17 protein-coding genes are annotated in these 15,978 nt (G+C 72.8%); 7 read left to right on the forward strand and 10 right to left on the reverse strand.

The window, feature by feature from the left end; all coding sequences use genetic code 11:
- Positions 1-239: 239 nt before the first annotated feature.
- The 3 genes from QHG49_RS12845 to QHG49_RS12855 are packed head-to-tail and all read left to right on the forward strand — an operon-like array spanning position 240 to position 3,307.
- Positions 240-1,538, forward strand: coding sequence for a magnesium transporter MgtE N-terminal domain-containing protein (locus QHG49_RS12845; protein WP_159704719.1), 1,299 nt, complete (start codon positions 240-242; stop codon positions 1,536-1,538).
- A complete protein-coding gene (locus QHG49_RS12850; RefSeq protein WP_145487150.1) occupies positions 1,528-2,130 on the forward strand; it encodes a DUF1003 domain-containing protein in 603 nt (200 codons plus the stop codon). Before QHG49_RS12845 ends, QHG49_RS12850 begins: the two co-directional genes overlap by 11 nt.
- Before the next feature lie 43 nt (positions 2,131-2,173).
- Positions 2,174-3,307 carry an Mrp/NBP35 family ATP-binding protein gene (locus tag QHG49_RS12855; RefSeq protein WP_037660011.1) on the forward strand — a complete coding sequence of 378 codons (1,134 nt, stop codon included), beginning with the start codon at positions 2,174-2,176 and terminating at the stop codon, positions 3,305-3,307.
- Positions 3,308-3,362: 55 nt separating this feature from the next.
- On the opposite strand, the gene QHG49_RS12860 is transcribed toward QHG49_RS12855, so the two are convergent.
- From QHG49_RS12860 to sigE, 5 genes are all read right to left on the reverse strand, one after another.
- Entirely contained in the window at positions 3,363-4,025 is a 663-nt protein-coding gene (locus tag QHG49_RS12860; protein WP_201300654.1) for a hypothetical protein, read from the reverse strand.
- 233 nt (positions 4,026-4,258) lie between these two features.
- A complete protein-coding gene (locus QHG49_RS12865) occupies positions 4,259-4,723 on the reverse strand; it encodes a sec-independent translocase (protein ID WP_145487148.1) in 465 nt (154 codons plus the stop codon).
- A gap of 84 nt (positions 4,724-4,807) precedes the next feature.
- Complete coding sequence (locus tag QHG49_RS12870) at positions 4,808-6,418, reverse strand: S1C family serine protease (protein WP_301489658.1); 1,611 nt, start codon at positions 6,416-6,418, stop codon at positions 4,808-4,810.
- A gap of 116 nt (positions 6,419-6,534) precedes the next feature.
- Positions 6,535-7,596, reverse strand: coding sequence for a zf-HC2 domain-containing protein (locus QHG49_RS12875; protein ID WP_301489659.1), 1,062 nt, complete (start codon positions 7,594-7,596; stop codon positions 6,535-6,537).
- The gene (gene sigE, locus QHG49_RS12880; RefSeq protein ID WP_145487145.1) at positions 7,593-8,306 is read right to left on the reverse strand and encodes an RNA polymerase sigma factor SigE; all 714 of its coding nucleotides are present in this window, start codon (positions 8,304-8,306) and stop codon (positions 7,593-7,595) included. Before sigE ends, QHG49_RS12875 begins: the two co-directional genes overlap by 4 nt.
- Before the next feature lie 234 nt (positions 8,307-8,540).
- On the opposite strand from sigE, the gene QHG49_RS12885 reads away from it, so the two are divergent.
- Entirely contained in the window at positions 8,541-9,242 is a 702-nt protein-coding gene (locus QHG49_RS12885; RefSeq protein WP_236576709.1) for an O-methyltransferase, read from the forward strand.
- A gap of 117 nt (positions 9,243-9,359) precedes the next feature.
- Here QHG49_RS12885 and QHG49_RS12890 read toward each other — a convergent pair whose 3' ends face one another.
- Positions 9,360-9,527: a DUF3117 domain-containing protein gene (locus QHG49_RS12890; protein WP_018544333.1), complete on the reverse strand. Its 168-nt coding sequence runs from the start codon at positions 9,525-9,527 to the stop codon at positions 9,360-9,362.
- A 368-nt stretch (positions 9,528-9,895) separates the two neighbouring features.
- Here QHG49_RS12890 and QHG49_RS12895 point away from each other — a divergent pair, with 368 nt between their 5' ends.
- Positions 9,896-10,699 (forward strand): enoyl-CoA hydratase/isomerase family protein, encoded by an 804-nt coding sequence (locus tag QHG49_RS12895; RefSeq protein ID WP_159704707.1) that lies wholly within the window; start codon positions 9,896-9,898, stop codon positions 10,697-10,699.
- 18 nt (positions 10,700-10,717) lie between these two features.
- On the opposite strand, the gene QHG49_RS12900 is transcribed toward QHG49_RS12895, so the two are convergent.
- Together QHG49_RS12900 and QHG49_RS12905 are read right to left on the reverse strand one after the other, a co-directional pair.
- Positions 10,718-11,299, reverse strand: coding sequence for a DNA-3-methyladenine glycosylase I (locus tag QHG49_RS12900; RefSeq protein WP_145487142.1), 582 nt, complete (start codon positions 11,297-11,299; stop codon positions 10,718-10,720).
- Positions 11,296-11,652, reverse strand: coding sequence for a DivIVA domain-containing protein (locus QHG49_RS12905; protein WP_145487141.1), 357 nt, complete (start codon positions 11,650-11,652; stop codon positions 11,296-11,298). The genes QHG49_RS12900 and QHG49_RS12905 overlap by 4 nt, the downstream gene beginning before the upstream one ends.
- A 137-nt stretch (positions 11,653-11,789) precedes the next feature.
- Between QHG49_RS12905 and folP the strand changes: the two genes are divergently transcribed.
- A complete protein-coding gene (gene folP, locus QHG49_RS12910) occupies positions 11,790-12,650 on the forward strand; it encodes a dihydropteroate synthase (RefSeq protein ID WP_145487140.1) in 861 nt (286 codons plus the stop codon).
- 15 nt (positions 12,651-12,665) lie between these two features.
- Here folP and QHG49_RS12915 read toward each other — a convergent pair whose 3' ends face one another.
- Positions 12,666-13,424 (reverse strand): TIGR00730 family Rossman fold protein, encoded by a 759-nt coding sequence (locus QHG49_RS12915; RefSeq protein WP_145487139.1) that lies wholly within the window; start codon positions 13,422-13,424, stop codon positions 12,666-12,668.
- Between the two features lie 106 nt (positions 13,425-13,530).
- Positions 13,531-14,610 carry a succinyl-diaminopimelate desuccinylase gene (dapE, locus tag QHG49_RS12920; RefSeq protein ID WP_301489680.1) on the reverse strand — a complete coding sequence of 360 codons (1,080 nt, stop codon included), beginning with the start codon at positions 14,608-14,610 and terminating at the stop codon, positions 13,531-13,533.
- Positions 14,611-14,707: 97 nt separating this feature from the next.
- Here dapE and QHG49_RS12925 point away from each other — a divergent pair, with 97 nt between their 5' ends.
- Positions 14,708-15,700: a heavy metal transporter gene (locus QHG49_RS12925; protein ID WP_301489682.1), complete on the forward strand. Its 993-nt coding sequence runs from the start codon at positions 14,708-14,710 to the stop codon at positions 15,698-15,700.
- Positions 15,701-15,978 lie beyond the last annotated feature (278 nt).

Genomic DNA, 15,978 nt, shown 5'->3' on the forward strand with positions numbered 1-15,978 from the left:
CGCCTTTCCGACGGTTCCTTCAGCGGCGTACCGCAGCGTACCGGTGCTCGGGGCGCCCGGCGGAGCCAGTCCGTCCGGACCCCCCACCAGGGCGTATCCGAGCGGTACGGGCTAGCCTGAAGCGCAACCGTGCGGGCAAATCCGAGCATTCACCGACAAAAGCAGTCCCGGTCGCGAACCACTTCGCGCAGACCCGATGTAAACCTCGTACGCACGTTCCCTGACAAGGAAGCAGAACCATGGCAGCCGGCGCCCCCCGGATCTTCGTCTCGCACCTCGCCGGGGTCCCCGTCTTCGATCCGAACGGCGACCAGGTGGGGCGCGTACGCGATCTCGTCGTGATGCTGCGCGTGGGCAGGAGACCCCCGCGCGTGCTCGGCCTCGTCGTCGAACTGTCCACCCGGCGCCGCATCTTCCTGCCCATGACCCGGATCAGCGGCATCGAGTCCGGCCAGGTCATCAGCACCGGGGTGATGAACGTGCGCCGCTTCGAGCAGCGGCCCACCGAGCGGCTGGTCTTCGGCGAGCTGCTGGACCGGCGGGTCACCCTGGTGGAGACCGGCGAGGAGGCCACCGTCCTCGACATGTCCGTGCAGCAGCTGCCCGCGCGCCGGGACTGGGAGATCGACCGCGTCTTCGTCCGCAAGGGCAGGAAGAGCAGCGCGTTCCGCCGGGTCAAGGGCGAGACCCTGACCGTGGATTGGGCCGGCGTGGACGGGTTCTCCCTGGAGGAGCACGGACAGGGCGCCGAGAACCTGCTCGCCACCTTCGAGCAGCTGCGCCCCGCCGACCTCGCCAATGTGCTGCACCACCTCTCCCCCAAGCGGCGCGCCGAGGTCGCCGCCGCCCTGGACGACGACCGGCTCGCCGACGTCCTGGAGGAGCTGCCGGAGGACGACCAGATCGAGATCCTCGGCAAGCTCCAGGAGGAGCGCGCCGCCGACGTCCTGGAGGCCATGGACCCGGACGACGCGGCCGACCTGCTCTCCGAGCTGCCCGAGGAGGACAAGGAGCGGCTGCTGAGCCTGATGCAGCCCGGCGACGCGGCCGACATGCGGCGCCTGATGTCGTACGAGGAGCACACGGCCGGCGGTCTGATGACCACCGAGCCGATCGTGCTGCGCCCGGATGCCACCGTCGCCGACGCGCTCGCCCGCGTCCGCAACCCCGACCTCTCCCCCGCGCTCGCCGCCCAGGTCTACGTCTGCCGTCCGCCGGACGAGACCCCGACCGGCAAGTACCTGGGCACGGCCCACTTCCAGCGGCTGCTGCGCGACCCCCCGTACACCCTGGTCAGCTCGCTCCTGGACGACGACCTCCAGCCACTGTCCCCGGACGCCTCGCTGCCGGTGATCGCCGGGTTCTTCGCCACCTACGACATGGTGGCCGCGCCCGTGGTGGACGAGGCCGGGTCGCTGCTGGGCGCGGTGACCGTCGACGACGTACTGGACCACATGCTGCCCGACGACTGGCGTGAGACCGAGTTCCACCTGGAGGAGAGCCCCGAGGGCGAGAAGGGGGCCGGCCATGCATTCTGACCGCGACCGCGAGCGCGACCGCACGCCCGCCGGTGCCACGGCCGCCGGCCGCCCGCGCACGCCCCGGCTCGACCAGCCACGCCCGCCCCGGCGCCGGTTCCTGCCCGAGTGGGACCCGGAGGCCTTCGGCCGGCTGTCGGAGCGGATCGCCCGGTTCCTCGGCACCGGACGCTTCATCGTCTGGATGACGATCGTCATCATCCTCTGGGTGCTGTGGAACGTGAGCGTGCCCCGGCATCTGCGGTTCGACGAGTACCCGTTCATCTTCCTGACCCTGGCCCTGTCCCTCCAGGCGTCCTACGCCGCCCCGCTGATCCTGCTCGCGCAGAACCGGCAGGACGACCGCGACCGGGTCAACCTGGAGCAGGACCGCAAGCAGAACGAGCGGTCGATCGCCGACACCGAGTACCTGACCCGGGAGATCGCCGCGCTGCGCATGGGCCTCGGCGAGGTCGCCACCCGCGACTGGATCCGGGCCGAGCTCCAGGACATGCTCAAGGAGATGGAGGAGCGGCGCGGTCACGGCGGCCCGGTCGTATTCCCGGCGGAACGGACGGAACGGCCGCCGGGACGTGACACAGACGACCGCTGAGGGGCTACCCGGAGGGCCCCGGGCGCGCCGTACCATCGTCCTTATGGCTACGGAAGACGCGGTGCGCGAGGCACTGGCGACGGTGAACGACCCCGAGATCAACCGCCCCATCACCGAACTGGGGATGGTCAAATCGGTGGAGATCGGGGAGGACGGCGCGGTCGCGGTCACCGTGTATCTGACGGTCTCCGGCTGCCCCATGCGCGACACCATCACCCAGCGGGTCACCGAGGCGGTCTCCCGCGTCGAGGGCGTCACCGGTGTGGACGTCACGCTGGACGTGATGAGCGACGAGCAGCGCAAGGAGCTGGCGGCGGCCCTGCGCGGCGGCCAGGCCGAGCGCGAGGTCCCGTTCGCCAAGCCGGGCAACCTCACCCGGGTCTACGCGGTCGCCTCCGGCAAGGGCGGCGTCGGCAAGTCCTCGGTCACGGTGAACCTCGCGGCGGCGATGGCGGCCGACGGCCTCAAGGTGGGCGTCGTGGACGCCGACATCTACGGCCACTCGGTGCCGCGCATGCTGGGCGCGGAGGGGCGTCCCACCCAGGTCGAGAACATGATCATGCCGCCGTCGGCGAACGGCGTGAAGGTCATCTCGATCGGCATGTTCACGCCGGGCAACGCGCCGGTGGTGTGGCGCGGCCCGATGCTGCACCGCGCCCTCCAGCAGTTCCTGGCCGACGTGTACTGGGGCGACCTCGACGTCCTGCTGCTGGACCTGCCGCCCGGCACCGGTGACATCGCGATCTCCGTGGCCCAGCTGGTCCCGAACGCCGAGATCCTGGTCGTCACCACCCCGCAGCAGGCGGCCGCCGAGGTGGCCGAGCGCGCGGGCTCCATCGCGGTGCAGACCCACCAGAAGATCGTCGGCGTGGTCGAGAACATGTCCGGCCTGCCCTGCCCGCACTGCGGCGAGATGGTGGACGTCTTCGGCACCGGCGGCGGCCAGCTGGTCGCCGACGGCCTCACCCGTACGACGGGCACGAGCGTCCCGGTCCTCGGCTCCATCCCCATCGACGTCCGGCTGCGCGAGGGCGGCGACGAGGGCCGGCCGGTCGTCCTGACCGACCCCGACTCCCCGGCCGGCAACGCCCTGCGCTCCATCGCGGGCAAGCTGGGCGGCCGCCAGCGCGGCCTGTCGGGCATGTCGCTGGGGCTGACCCCGAAGAACAAGTTCTGAGCCGTACGGCACAGGAACGGACAAGGGGGCGCCGACCTCACCGGCGCCCCTGGGGTCACACGTACGCGGTGACGTCCTGCACCACGGCGAACCCGAGCCCGTACGCGCTCATCCCCCGCCCGTACGCGCCGAGATGGACCCCCGCCTCCGTGGACCCGGCCAGCACCCAGCCGAACTCCGATTCCCGGTAGCGGAAGGACGAGGCCACCCCGTCCACCGGGAGCGAGAGCTTGGACCACTCCGGCCCGTCGAGGTCGTCGGCCAGTTCCCAGGCCGCCTCGGTCTGCTGCGCCAGCCAGTCGTCGCGCAGCGCGTGATCCATCTGCCCGGGCCAGGTGAAGGACAGCAGGCCCACGCCCGCGAGCCAGGCCGCCGAGGACACGGACGTCGCCTCCAGCATCCCCGAGCCGTCGGCCACCTGCCGGCGCGGATGCGCCGCGACGGTCACCACGGCCGCGAACTTCTCCCTGGGCTCGGCGGAGGCGCTGTCGTGCAGCACGGACGGCGTGTCACCGTGCCCGATCGACCCGTGCTCCACGGCCCCGTCGGACGCCATGCCGACCTGCATCAGCCAACGCGGCCCCGTGAACGCCTCGTCGAGCCCGTACCAGGGGAAGGGCGCCCGCAGGTAACCGTCGACCGTGTCGCGGTCGGCGGCGAGACCTTGTCCGCCCTCCGCGGCCGGCGCCGTCGCGCCCACCCGACTCGTCGTCTCCATCTGCCCGGACGCCTCCTCGCACTCGTCGGACCGAAGCGGCGGCCCGCCCCCCTTCGGGCGTACTCGTCCGGTCCGCACAACAACTCGGCAGCATATCCACACCGCTGAGAGCCGCCGGGCAGGCGCCTGTCGCCGGGGTCCCCCGAACGACCTGTTCAGGCCGTTCGGGACGGCCGCGGGCTATGACGCGCGTCACGTGCGCGTGTCGGTACGTCGAACGGGGTGGGTGGGGCTCAGGTGGCGTCGAAGTCGAACGGCGGCCGGTCGTCCTTCTCGGACTCCTCGGGCTTCTTCGTCATGTCGATCTTCCCGCCGGTGGACGGCGCGGCCTCGGCGGAGCCGGCGGAGGACGAAGCCGAGGACGAGGACCCGGTGTCATGGCCGTTCACCGCGTCGGTGAGTTCGGCCATCTCCTTCTTCAGGTCGAAGCCGTTGCGGATCTCCTGGAGCCCCAGATCGTCGTTGCCGAGCTGCTTGCGCAGGAACGTCTTGGGGTTGAGGTCATCGAAGTCGAAGTCCTTGAACTCGGGCCCCAGCTCGCTGCGGATGTCCTGCTTCGCGCTCTCCGAGAACTCGCGGATCTTCCGGATCGTACGGGTGACGTCCTGGATGACCTTGGGGAGCTTGTCCGGACCGAACACGAGCACCGCGATGACGATGATCGTCAGTAGCTCCATTGGCCCTATGTCATTGAACACCTGACGCTCCTTGCGATGTCCTCGGTCGCTCAACGGTACCCGGCGTACTGGTCCGACCGGTACCGTCCCGAGGTGAGACTTGTGTCAGTTCTGCGCCGCGGTGCCCAGGACGAGTGAGACCTCCCGCTCGGTCCCGCCGCGCTCGACCGTCAGCCGCAGCCGGTCGCCCGGCCGGTGGGCGCGGATCCTGATGATCAGTTCCGGCCCGGTGTGCACCGGCTCGCCGTCCACCTCGGTGATCAGGTCGCCCGCCTTGAGCCCGGCGCGCTCGGCCGGTCCGCCCTTGACGACGGCGGGGCCGCCGTCCGGGGCCCGGCTGCCGACGCGGGCGCCGTCGCCGGTGTAGCCCATGTCGAGGTTGACGCCGATGACCGGGTGGGTGGCACGGCCGTCGGCGATCAGCTCCTCGGCGACCCGCTCGGCCTGGTTGACCGGTATGGCGAAGCCGAGGCCGATGGAACCGGACTGTCCGCTCCCGGTCGCCGAGCCGCTGTCGGCGGAGCGGATGGCCGAGTTGATGCCGATGACCCGGGCCCGGGAGTCGAGCAGCGGCCCGCCGGAGTTGCCCGGGTTGATCGGCGCGTCGGTCTGGAGGGCGTCCACGTACGACACATCGCTGCCGTCGCTCTTCTCGCCGCCCGAGGTGATGGGCCGCTCCTTGGCGCTGATGATGCCGGAGGTGACGGTGTCGGCCAGGTCGAAGGGGGCGCCGATGGCGACGACGGGGTCGCCGACCCGGACGTCGTCGGAGTTCCCGAGGGCCAGCGGGGTGAGCCCGTGCACGCCGTCGACCCGGACGACGGCGAGGTCGTAGCCGCTGTCCCGGCCGACGACGGTGGCCTTGGCGGAGGTCCCGTCGCTGAACGTCGCGGTTATCCTGCCGCCGGACGCGGCGGGCGCGACGACATGGTTGTTGGTGAGGATGTGGCCGCGGTCGTCCAGCACGAAGCCGGTGCCGGTGCCGTCCTCGTCGGTGCCGGTGACATGCAGGGTGACGACGCCGGGCAGGGCGCGGGCGGCGATCCCGGCCACGCTGTCCGGCGCGCGCCCGGCGGGCACGCCCCCGGCCCGCGGCAGTCGCACATCGCCGCCGATCCCCTCGCGCTCGACATAGCCGCCGACGAGCCCGCCGATCCCGGCCGTGACCAGGACGAGGGCCAGCGCCCAGCCGACCGCGCCGCGCCGCCGCCGGGGCCGTCCCCCGTGCACCGACACGGCCCCGGGCTGCTGGAGCGGCCCCGCGGCCCAGGGGTCGTAGCGCCCCCAGGGGTCGGCCGGGGGTCGCTGAGCGGGAAGTCGGGCGGGAAGGGGCGCGGGTGCGGTCGCCGGGGGTACGGCGGGCATGGGTGCCGGCGCGGATGCGGTCGCCGGGGGCGCGGCGGGCGCAGGTGGTGGTGCGGTGGGTGCCGGTGCGGGCGCCGGGGGTACGGCGCCCGGCGGCGGTGCCGTGGGCGGGCCCTGCGCCGGTGTCGCCAACGGGTGCTGGACCGCTGGGGCGGGGGCCCAGGGGCCCGGTTCGCCGTAGGGCGGGGTGCTGTAGGGATCCGGTTCGTGCAACGGGCTGGGGCGCTCCGGCTCACGCGGAGGGCTGGGGCGTTCCGGTTCGGCCAGTTCGAAGTCGCCGTCCGGTATCGGTCCGGCCCCCGCCGCGCCCTCCGGCTCCGCCCCCGGCGGAACGCCGTTCCCCTCGTTCATGCTCTCCCCAAGCTGACCGTGGCCCCGCGTCTCGGCGGTGGCCCCGGAACATCGACTACCTGCCCGGATTCAACCAGGTCGCGGGCCCCGGCGCAGGGCCCGCGACGGTGCCGGGGTCAGGGGACCCGACGGGGCGTCGCCGGAGCCGCCAGGGGCGACGCCAGGGGGGTCGAGGGCGCCGCGGGGCGCATGGGGTTGTGCGGGGCCGGCGCGGGGCCGGTGTCGTCGGACAGCCTGCCCGGGACCATGGGCGCCGTCGGCCACTTGCCCAGCTGGAGGTCCAGGGCCTTGTCCAGCGGGCGTATCAGCGGGGTCACGGCGTTCACGCCCGCTATCAGCGGTCCCGTGGTGCGGCCGCCGGTGTCCTGGGGCCGCCCGGCCGCGATGTCCGACGCGCCGGGCACCAGGGGCGCGGTCACGGCGGCCGTCGGCGGTGCCGTACGCCCCAGCGGTGCCCCGCCGCCCTGGGCCGTCAGCGGCCCCTGCCGGCGGCGCTGGGAGTCGGCGGAGGTCGTGGCGCCGGTGCCGGTGGTGCGGGCCGGGATCACATTGCTGCCGGAGCCCCGGGCGTCCGCGGCCGGGTAGCCGGGGATCGCGGTGGTCACGCCGCCGAGGGCGACCGCGGCCAGCGACACCGCGCCGGCGGCGGCGAAGGCGAAGCGCAGCCCCCGGGAGGCCAAGCGGCCGTCGTCCGGGCGGCCGACGGGATGGATACGGAAGCCGCCCTCGCCGAGCGGGCCGCCGAAGCCGCTCTCCTCGTGGAGACCGGTCCGCTCGGGGCCGGTGCCCTGCGGGCGCGCGGGGACATAGCCGAAGGAGAAGCCCCGGCGCACGCCGAAGGTGCCCGGGTCGCCGGGGGCCCGGGTCTCGGTGCCATTGCCGCCGCCGAACAGTTTGCCGGGCGGGGGGCCGGCGGGCCCGTCACCGCCCCCGGGGAGGCCCTGGAGGCGGGCCAGCAGGCTCGCGGAGGGCGGGGGCGGGGCCGCGGTCGCGAACTTGCTCTTCAGCGCGCGCTGGGCGTCCGCCTCCGCCTTGCAGCGGGCGCAGGTGGCCAGGTGCGCGAGGACGCGCTCGCGCGTGTCATGACCGAGCTCTCCGTCCACCAGGGCGGAGAGCCGGTCTCCCAGATGCTGCTCGGCGAGATGTGCCTCGACCGGTTTCTGCCGTGATCCGCTCACGCCGTCGCGCCCCCTCCCCCCAGTGCGGGGACCCGGGCCATGAACGAGCGTCGCTCGGCCGCGCGGGCCTCCGGGGAGCGGTGCGCGAGCGCCTTGCGGAGCTGGGAGCGGCCGCGGTGGATACGGGAGCGGACGGTGCCGAGCTTCACGCCGAGGGTCGCGGCGATCTCCTCGTACGACAGCCCCTCGATGTCGCACAGGACGACGGCGGCGCGGAACTCGGGCGCCAGGGTGTCCAGGGCCTGCTGGACGTCGGCGTCGAAGTGCGCGTCGTTGAAGAGCTGCTGCGGGGTGGGTTCGCGGCTGGCCAGGCGCTCGGCCGCGTCCTCGCCGAGGGCGTCGAAGCGGATGCGCTGCTTGCGCCGGACCATGTCCAGGAACAGGTTCGTGGTGATGCGGTGCAGCCAGCCCTCGAAGGTGCCCGGCGAGTACGTCGACAGGGAGCGGAAGACGCGGACGAAGACTTCCTGGGTGAGGTCCTCCGCGTCGTGCTGGTTGCCGGTGAGGCGGTAGGCCAGGCGGTAGACGCGGGCGCTGTGGGTGCTGACGATCTCGTCCCAGGTGGGCGGGGTCCACGCCTGCCCGTCCGCGTCACTGGTGAAGGTCGCGGTCTGGGTGTCGCGCCCGGCGGTGCCGGTGGCGTGGCTGTCAGCAGCGGTGTCGGTCACGGATTTCGGCCTGCCCGCCGATCCGAGGAAGCGCCGTAGCACTCCACCCCGGTCCTCGGGTGCGGCCGCACCTCCCCTGTCGGCTCTGGTGGTGTCCAGTGGAGCCCCTACCATAGCCACCTCGCCCGTTAGCTCCGGATAAGCGTTTTTACGAGAATTTGATACTTGCTGGTGCGCCTCGTGCCGCTGCGTCAGCAGTTGTGCGGTGCCCTGCTCCACCTCTCGCCCCCCGAAGCGTCCGCGACCCCTGTCTCTTCCCTGTAAACGCCCGGTCCCATCTGCGGGTTCCCGACGCCAACGGATACAGTCACGCCGAGGCATCCATGGGGACGACAGGAGAGGGTCATTACCGGCAACCGGCAGACGAGCTCGGCTTTCGCCGACGCCTTTGCCGCCGAGGACGAAGCACTGCTGTGGGCCCGCGACCGCGCCCTCGACGCAGGACTGCGCTCGGTGTCGCCCGGCACGGGTTCCGCGCTGCGCCTGCTCGCCGCCTCCGTGGACGCGAAGGCGGTCGCGGAGATCGGCACGGGCTGCGGGGTGTCCGGAATCCATCTGCTGCACGGCATGCGCCCGGACGGCGTGCTGACCACGGTCGATCCGGAGCCGGAGCACCAGCAGTTCGCCCGGCAGGCGTTCCGTGCCTGCGGCTTCGCCAGCAACCGGGCCCGCTTCATCCCCGGCCGCGCCCTGGAGGTGCTGCCCCGGCTCGCGGACGCGGGCTACGACCTGGTGTTCTGCGACGGGGACCGGCACGAGTACCCGGACTATCTCGCCGAGTCGCTGCGGCTGCTGCGGGCCGGCGGCCTGGTGGTCTTCGAGGGCGTCTTCGCGAACGGCCGTACGGTCGACTCGGGGCCGCAGCCCTCGGAGGTGCTGCGGCTGCGGGAGCTGCTGCGCACGGTGCGCGAGAGCCAGGAGCTGGTCCCCTCGCTGCTGCCGGTCGGCGACGGGCTGCTGTGCGCCGTCAAGCGGTGACGGCGGTGGGCGGCCTCGCCCCGGCGGGTCCCGGCGGGCGTGCCCGGCCCGGGAACACGGCTGCCCCGGCACCGCGTACGATGCCGGGGCAGCCGCAAGGACCGACTCGTGCGCGCGTCAGACGACGACCTTCTTGAGCGCGTCGCCGAGCGCCTCGGCCTCGTCAGGGGTCAGCTCGACGACGAGTCGACCGCCGCCTTCGAGCGGAACGCGCATGACGATGCCCCGCCCCTCCTTGGTCACCTCGAGCGGACCATCGCCCGTCCGCGGCTTCATGGCCGCCATGCTCGTTCCCCTTCCTGAAACCAGCTCATCGTCTGCCGATGGCCTGCGGGCACCCGCGGGACCGAACCGGACACGCGACACCGGCATCGAACACATTGCTTCTAAGCCATTATCCCGCATCTCAGGACCCGATGACCAACATCGGTAGGCATCGCTTGGGCAACGCGCGCGAGCAAAACCACTCAATTCGGGGATGCGGCTGCGATACTGCGCCACCGCACGGACGCCCTTCGGCCACCCGGGGCCCGGTTTTCTTTGACGCAGCTCACACCCGTCGGCGGGCCCTTGGCCGGTGATCTCCGCCATGCTGTGATCGGACAGGGACGTACCGAGCGGTACGTCACCACCGCGACCGGAGGGGATGCGCCATGGCCGACACCGTGCTCTACGAGGTGAGCGACGGGCTCGCGACGATCACGCTGAACCGCCCCGAGGCGATGAACGCGCTGAACGTGGCGACCAAGGTCGCGCTGCGGGACGCGGCCGAGGAAGCGGCCCGGGACGCGGCCGTACGGGCGATCCTGCTGACCGCCGCCGGGGAGCGGGCGTTCTGCGTGGGCCAGGACCTCAAGGAGCACATCGGGCTGCTGGCGCAGGACCGGGAGACCGGTTCCGGGCAGACGATGAGCACGGTCGGCGAGCACTACAACCCGATCGTGCGGGCGCTGGCGGGGGCGGCCAAGCCGGTGGTCGCCGCGGTGAACGGCGTCGCGGCGGGGGCGGGCTTCGGGTTCGCGCTCGCGGCGGACTACCGGATCGTCGCCGACACCGCGTCCTTCAACAGCTCGTTCGTGGGCGTCGCCCTGACCGGGGACTCCGGGATCTCCTGGACCCTGCCCCGGGTGGTCGGGCCGAGCCGGGCGCAGGACCTGCTGCTGTTCCCGCGCAGCATCGGCGCGCAGGACGCGCTGGAGCTGGGGATCGCCAACCGGGTCGTACCGGCGGCCGAGCTGCGGGCCGAGGCCGAGAAGGTGGCGCGCAAGCTGGCCTCGGGTCCGACGGTCGCCTACGCGGCGATCAAGGAGGCGGTGGCGTTCGGGCTGACGCACTCCCTGGAGGAGACGCTGGCGAAGGAGGACGAGCTCCAGACGCGCGCCGGGCAGTCCGAGGACCATGTGATCGCGGTGCAGGCGTTCGTGAACAAGGAGAAGCCCGAGTACCTGGGCCGCTGACACCTCCCCGGCCGCTGTTCAGCCGCTGTTCCTCGCCACGCACGTCTCCAGGTGATCGTTGACCAGACCGCACGCCTGCATCAGCGCGTACGCCGTCGTCGGGCCGACGAACTTCAGGCCCCGCTTCTTCAACTCCTTGGACAGGGCGGTGGATTGCGGGGTGACCGCCGGGACGTCGGCCAGGGTCCTGGGGGCCGGGCGGCCGGCCGGGTCGGGGGCGTGGGACCAGATCAGGTCGTCCAGGTCGCCGGCCGCCCAGTCGGCGAGGACGCGGGCGTTGGCGAGGGTGGCGTCGATCTTGGCGCGGTTGCGGATGATGCCCGGGTCGGCCAGCAGGCGTTCGCGGTCCTCGTCGGTGAAGGCCGCGACCTTCTCGATGCGGAAGCCCGCGAAGGCGGTACGGAAGCCCGGCCGGCGGCGCAGGATGGTGATCCAGGACAGGCCCGACTGGAACGCCTCCAGGCTGAGCCGCTCGAAGAGGGCGTCGTCGCCGTGGACCGGGCGGCCCCACTCCTCGTCGTGGTACGACACGTAGTCGTCGGTGGACAGGGCCCAGGGGCAGCGCGGCGCGCCGTCCGGGCCCACGATGGCGGCGGTCACTGCTGGTCCTCCGGATGTCGCGACTTGTCCAGGGTGGGGCGCGCGGCGGCCCGGGCGCCGGCCAGCGCGGACTCCAGGCCCGCGATCCGGGCGTCGCGCTCGGCGAGTTCGGCGCCGAGGCGGCCGAGGGCGTCGTCGACGTCGGACATGCGGTAGCCGCGCACGGCGAGCGGGAAGCGCAGGCTCTCCACGTCCTCGCGGCCCACCGGCCGGTCGTCGGGCAGCGGGTCCTGGAGCCGCTCGGGCGCGGCGTCGGGCAGCGGGCCGCTCTCATGGCCGCCGCCCACCACGGCGAGGGTCACCGCGGCGACCACGACGGCCAGTGCGACGACCAGGAAGAGGAACATCACCATCGTCTCGAGGCCCCCAGCTCGGGTGCCGGCACGGTGCCGGACGCGGAATCTGTCAGCTCCGATCGTGCCATGCGCCTCCGACAGTTAGGGTCACTGGCGGTCGCAGTGCCGGACGTACGAGGAAGAGGTCACAGCGGATGCTCAGGCTGGGCAGGCGGGAATTCGGACCGCACGAACGAGTGATCATGGCGATCGTGAACCGGACCCCCGACTCCTTCTACGACCGCGGGGCGACGTTCCGCGACGAGCCGGCCCTGGCGCGGGTCGAACAGGCGGTGGCCGAGGGCGCCGCGATCATCGACATCGGCGGGGTGAAGGCGGGTCCCGGCGAGGAGGTCTCCGCCGAGGAGGAGGCGCGGCGCACGGTCGGCTTCGTGGCCGAGGTGCGGCGCCGCTTCCCGGACGTGGTGATCAGCGTGGACACCTGGCGTGCCGAGGTCGGCGAGGCGGTGTGCGCGGCGGGCGCCGATCTGCTGAACGACGCGTGGGGCGGCGCGGACCCGGGCCTGGCGGAGGTCGCGGCGCGCCACCGGGTGGGCCTGGTGTGCACGCACGCGGGCGGCGCCGAGCCGCGCACCCGCCCGCACCGGGTGGCGTACGACGACGTCATGGCGGACATCCTGGAGGTGACCGTGGGCCTCGCGGAGCGCGCGGTGGCGCTCGGGGTGCCCCGGGAGTCGGTGCTGATCGATCCCGGGCACGACTTCGGCAAGAACACCCGGCACAGCCTGGAGGCGACGCGGCGTCTGGACGAGATGGTGGCCGCGGGCTGGCCGGTGCTGGTGTCGCTGTCGAACAAGGACTTCGTCGGGGAGACGCTGGACCGGCCGGTCAAGGAGCGGCTGATCGGGACGCTGGCGACGACGGCGGTGTCCTCCTGGCTCGGCGCGATGGTCTACCGCGTCCACGAGGTCGCCGAGACCCGCCAGGTCCTCGACATGGTCTCGTCCGTCGCGGGCCACCGCCCCCCTGCGGTGGCCCGGCGCGGTCTGGCCTGAGCCGGACGAAAGACCCTAGCGGGCGGCCTCCTTGGAGACCAGGGCCACCGCCTCTTCCACCTCGTCGGTGACGTGGAAGAGCAGGAGGTCCTTCTCCGCGGCCTTGCCGCTGGCCACCAGGGTGTTCTTGACCCAGTCGACCAGGCCGCCCCAGTACTCGCTGCCGAACAGGACGATCGGGAAGCTGGTGACCTTCTGGGTCTGCACCAGGGTGAGCGCCTCGAACAGCTCGTCCAGGGTGCCGAGGCCGCCGGGCAGCACCACGAAGCCCTGGGCGTACTTCACGAACATCATCTTGCGGACGAAGAAGTACCGGAAGTTCAGCCCGATGTCGACGTAGGGGTTCAGCCCCTGCTCGAAGGGCAGCTCGATGCCGAGCCCGACCGAGACGCCGTCCGCCTCGCTCGCGCCCTTGTTGGCGGCCTCCATCGCGCCGGGACCGCCGCCGGTGATCACGGCCCAGCCGGCCTGCGCGAGGCTGCGGCCGAGCCGCACCCCGGCGTCGTACTCGGGCGAGTCCACCGGGGTGCGGGCCGAGCCGAACACGCTGATCGCGGGCGGGAGTTCGGCCAGGGTGCCGAAGCCCTCGATGAACTCCGACTGGATGCGCAGCACCCGCCAGGGATCGGTGTGCACCCAGTCGGAGGGGCCGCCCGCGTCCAGCAGCCGCTGGTCGGTCGTGCTCCGCGTCACCTGGCCCCGCCGCCGCAGGACAGGTCCGAGCCGCTGCTCGTCCGGCGGCTGCTTCTTACCCTCGGGGTTCCCGGTAGGCATGTGCGCTCCCTCCGCTTGCCGGTGGTTCGCCATCAGCCTAGATCTACGCGGGTTAAGCAGGGGGGACATACGCGTGTCCGCCAGGCGTGCGCCGTACGCGGCGGGGCTACGCGGTGAGCCACCCGACCAGCCGTTCCTCGGCCTTGAGGATCTTGGCCGTCGCCACCCGCTCGTCCCGCTTGTGCGCCAGGTGCGGGTTGCCGGGGCCGTAGTTGACCGCAGGGATGCCGAGCGCGGCGAAGCGGGAGACGTCCGTCCAGCCGTACTTGGGGCGCGGGCTGCCGCCGACCGCCTCGATGAAGGCCGCCGCGGCGGGGTGGGAGAGGCCGGGCAGCGCGCCGCCGCTGTGGTCGTCGACCACGAACTCGGCCACCCCGCAGTCCGCGAACACCTCGCGGACGTGCGCGATCGCCTCCTCCTCGGTGCGGTCGGGGGCGTAGCGGAAGTTCACGGCGACCACGCACTCGTCGGGGATGACGTTGCCCGCGACCCCGCCGCCGATGCGCACGGCGTTCAGGCCCTCGCGGTACTCCAGGCCGTCGATCACCGGGTAGCGGGGCTCGTAGGCCGCGAGCCGGGCCAGGATCGGCGCGGCCGCGTGGATGGCGTTGGCGCCCATCCAGGAGCGTGCCGAGTGCGCCCGCTCGCCCTCGGTGCGCAGCAGCATCCGCAGGGTGCCCTGGCAGCCGCCCTCGACCTCGCCGTCGGAGGGCTCCAGGAGCACCGCGAAGTCGCCGGCCAGCCACTCGGGGTGGGCTTCCGCGACATGGCGCAGGCCGTTGAGATGGGCGGCGACCTCCTCGTTGTCGTAGAACACGAAGGTCAGGTCGCGGTTGGGGGCCGGGACGGTGGCCGCGAGGCGCAGCTGGACCGCCACGCCCGACTTCATGTCGCAGGTGCCGCAGCCCCACAGCACGCCGTCCTCGTCCAGGCGGGAGGGCACGTTGTCCGCGATCGGCACGGTGTCGATGTGCCCGGCCAGGACGACACGCTCGGCGCGGCCCAGGTCCGTACGGGCGATCACGTTGTTGCCGTAGCGGTCCACCGTCAGGTGCGGCAGGGCGCGCAGCGCGCTCTCGATCGCGTCGGCGAGCGGCTTCTCGGTGCCGCTCTCGGAGGCGAAGTCCACCAGCCGCGCGGTGAGCGTGGCGGCGTCCAGCGTGAGGTCAAGCGAGGTGTCGGCCATGGCTCCGACCCTAGCGCGCCACCCCGGGACACCCCGTTGCCGCGTGCGGCGGCGGACCACTGCTGAGCGGTGGGGGCCGCTCCGCTACCTTGTACGCGTGTCACAGCCGTCCCCCACCCGTCCCGAGCGCCGCGGCCGTCTTCTCCGGTTCTCCGCGGCCCTGTTGGTCCTGTGCGGTGTCGCCGCCTACCTCGTGGTGCAGTACGTCACCGGAGGCGGCGGTTCGCACGGCTGCAAGGTGGTCTCGGCCACCGGCGCCGGAGCGTCGTACGACTTCACGCCCGAGCAGGCGGCGAACGCGGCGACGATCGCCGCGGTCGGCACCGGCCGGAACATGCCCGAGCGGGCCGTGACGATCGCGCTCGCCACCGCGATCCAGGAGTCGGGGCTGCGCAACATCGAGCACGGCGACCGGGATTCGCTCGGCCTGTTCCAGCAGCGCCCCTCGCAGGGCTGGGGCACCGAGCGGCAGATCATGGACCCTACGTACGCGGCCGGGATCTTCTACGCCCATCTCGCCAAGGTGCCCGACTACTCCGATCTGCCGCTCACCGTGGCCGCGCAGAAGGTGCAGCGCAGCGGCTACCCGGAGGCGTACGCCAAGCACGAGCCGGACGCCGAGCTGCTGTCGGCGGCACTGACCGGGCAGGCGGCGGCCACGCTGACCTGCGACGGGCGCTTCGGCCCGGCGGCCGGGGCGATCGGCCCGGACGCGGTACGGGCCGCGCTGGTACGGGACTTCGGGCGGGACGCGCTCCAGGAGACCGGCGCGGAGGTCGGCGGGACGCCAATCCCGTCGCCGTCCCCCTCGCCGAGCGTGACGGCGACGGCGAGCGGGCGGACGGTGACCGTGCCGGTGCCGCTCGGGACGCGGCGGGACGCGAGCGGGCGCGACGAGCGGGAGCGGGGGTGGCAGCTCGCGCACTGGGCGGTCGCCAACTCCTCGGCGCTGCACATCCACCGGGTGACGTACGCGGGGCGGGTGTGGACCGCCGGCAGCGACGGCGGGGCGTGGCAGCAGGCACGCTCGCAGGGGGCCGCGGGCGCGGAGAAGTCCGTGGGCGTTGTTCAGATCGTGACCGGGCAGTAGTTCGGGTCATCACGCCGGCGGGTGGCGTCGGCGTTTCACACGCGGCCGAACGGGCGAGCTGCGGAACTCGGCCGGGAGCCCTTGGGGCGCAAGGGGCGGAAGGATTCTGCTGGGCGTTTCCACGGACGCCCTTTGCCCGTTTTTATCCCCACCTGATAATGCGATGCGTTATCGGTTCTTTACCTGGGGCGTCCGCAACCTTCGGCGGCTTCGAGCGGTAGTCATGGCGTCCGAGCCCGGTGCCGGGTCCGGACGACAGAGATCGTTCTTCTCCCGTC

Origin of the sequence: Streptomyces sp. WP-1 (assembly GCF_030450125.1) — a bacterium.
Taxonomy (GTDB): domain Bacteria; phylum Actinomycetota; class Actinomycetes; order Streptomycetales; family Streptomycetaceae; genus Streptomyces; species Streptomyces incarnatus.

What these genes read in the sequence shown, in the direction of transcription:
- QHG49_RS12895 (WP_159704707.1), top strand. Translation starts at nt 9,896, where the DNA reads ATGGCCGACACCGTGCTCTACGAGGTGAGCGACGGGCTCGCGACGATC.
- folP (WP_145487140.1), top strand. Translation starts at nt 11,790, where the DNA reads ATGCTCAGGCTGGGCAGGCGGGAATTCGGACCGCACGAACGAGTGATC.
- QHG49_RS12845 (WP_159704719.1), top strand. Translation starts at nt 240, where the DNA reads ATGGCAGCCGGCGCCCCCCGGATCTTCGTCTCGCACCTCGCCGGGGTC.
- QHG49_RS12905 (WP_145487141.1), bottom strand. Translation starts at nt 11,652, where the DNA reads ATGGTGATGTTCCTCTTCCTGGTCGTCGCACTGGCCGTCGTGGTCGCC.
- QHG49_RS12915 (WP_145487139.1), bottom strand. Translation starts at nt 13,424, where the DNA reads ATGCCTACCGGGAACCCCGAGGGTAAGAAGCAGCCGCCGGACGAGCAG.
- QHG49_RS12855 (WP_037660011.1), top strand. Translation starts at nt 2,174, where the DNA reads ATGGCTACGGAAGACGCGGTGCGCGAGGCACTGGCGACGGTGAACGAC.
- QHG49_RS12860 (WP_201300654.1), bottom strand. Translation starts at nt 4,025, where the DNA reads ATGGAGACGACGAGTCGGGTGGGCGCGACGGCGCCGGCCGCGGAGGGC.
- QHG49_RS12890 (WP_018544333.1), bottom strand. Translation starts at nt 9,527, where the DNA reads ATGGCGGCCATGAAGCCGCGGACGGGCGATGGTCCGCTCGAGGTGACC.
- QHG49_RS12870 (WP_301489658.1), bottom strand. Translation starts at nt 6,418, where the DNA reads ATGAACGAGGGGAACGGCGTTCCGCCGGGGGCGGAGCCGGAGGGCGCG.
- dapE (WP_301489680.1), bottom strand. Translation starts at nt 14,610, where the DNA reads ATGGCCGACACCTCGCTTGACCTCACGCTGGACGCCGCCACGCTCACC.
- QHG49_RS12850 (WP_145487150.1), top strand. Translation starts at nt 1,528, where the DNA reads ATGCATTCTGACCGCGACCGCGAGCGCGACCGCACGCCCGCCGGTGCC.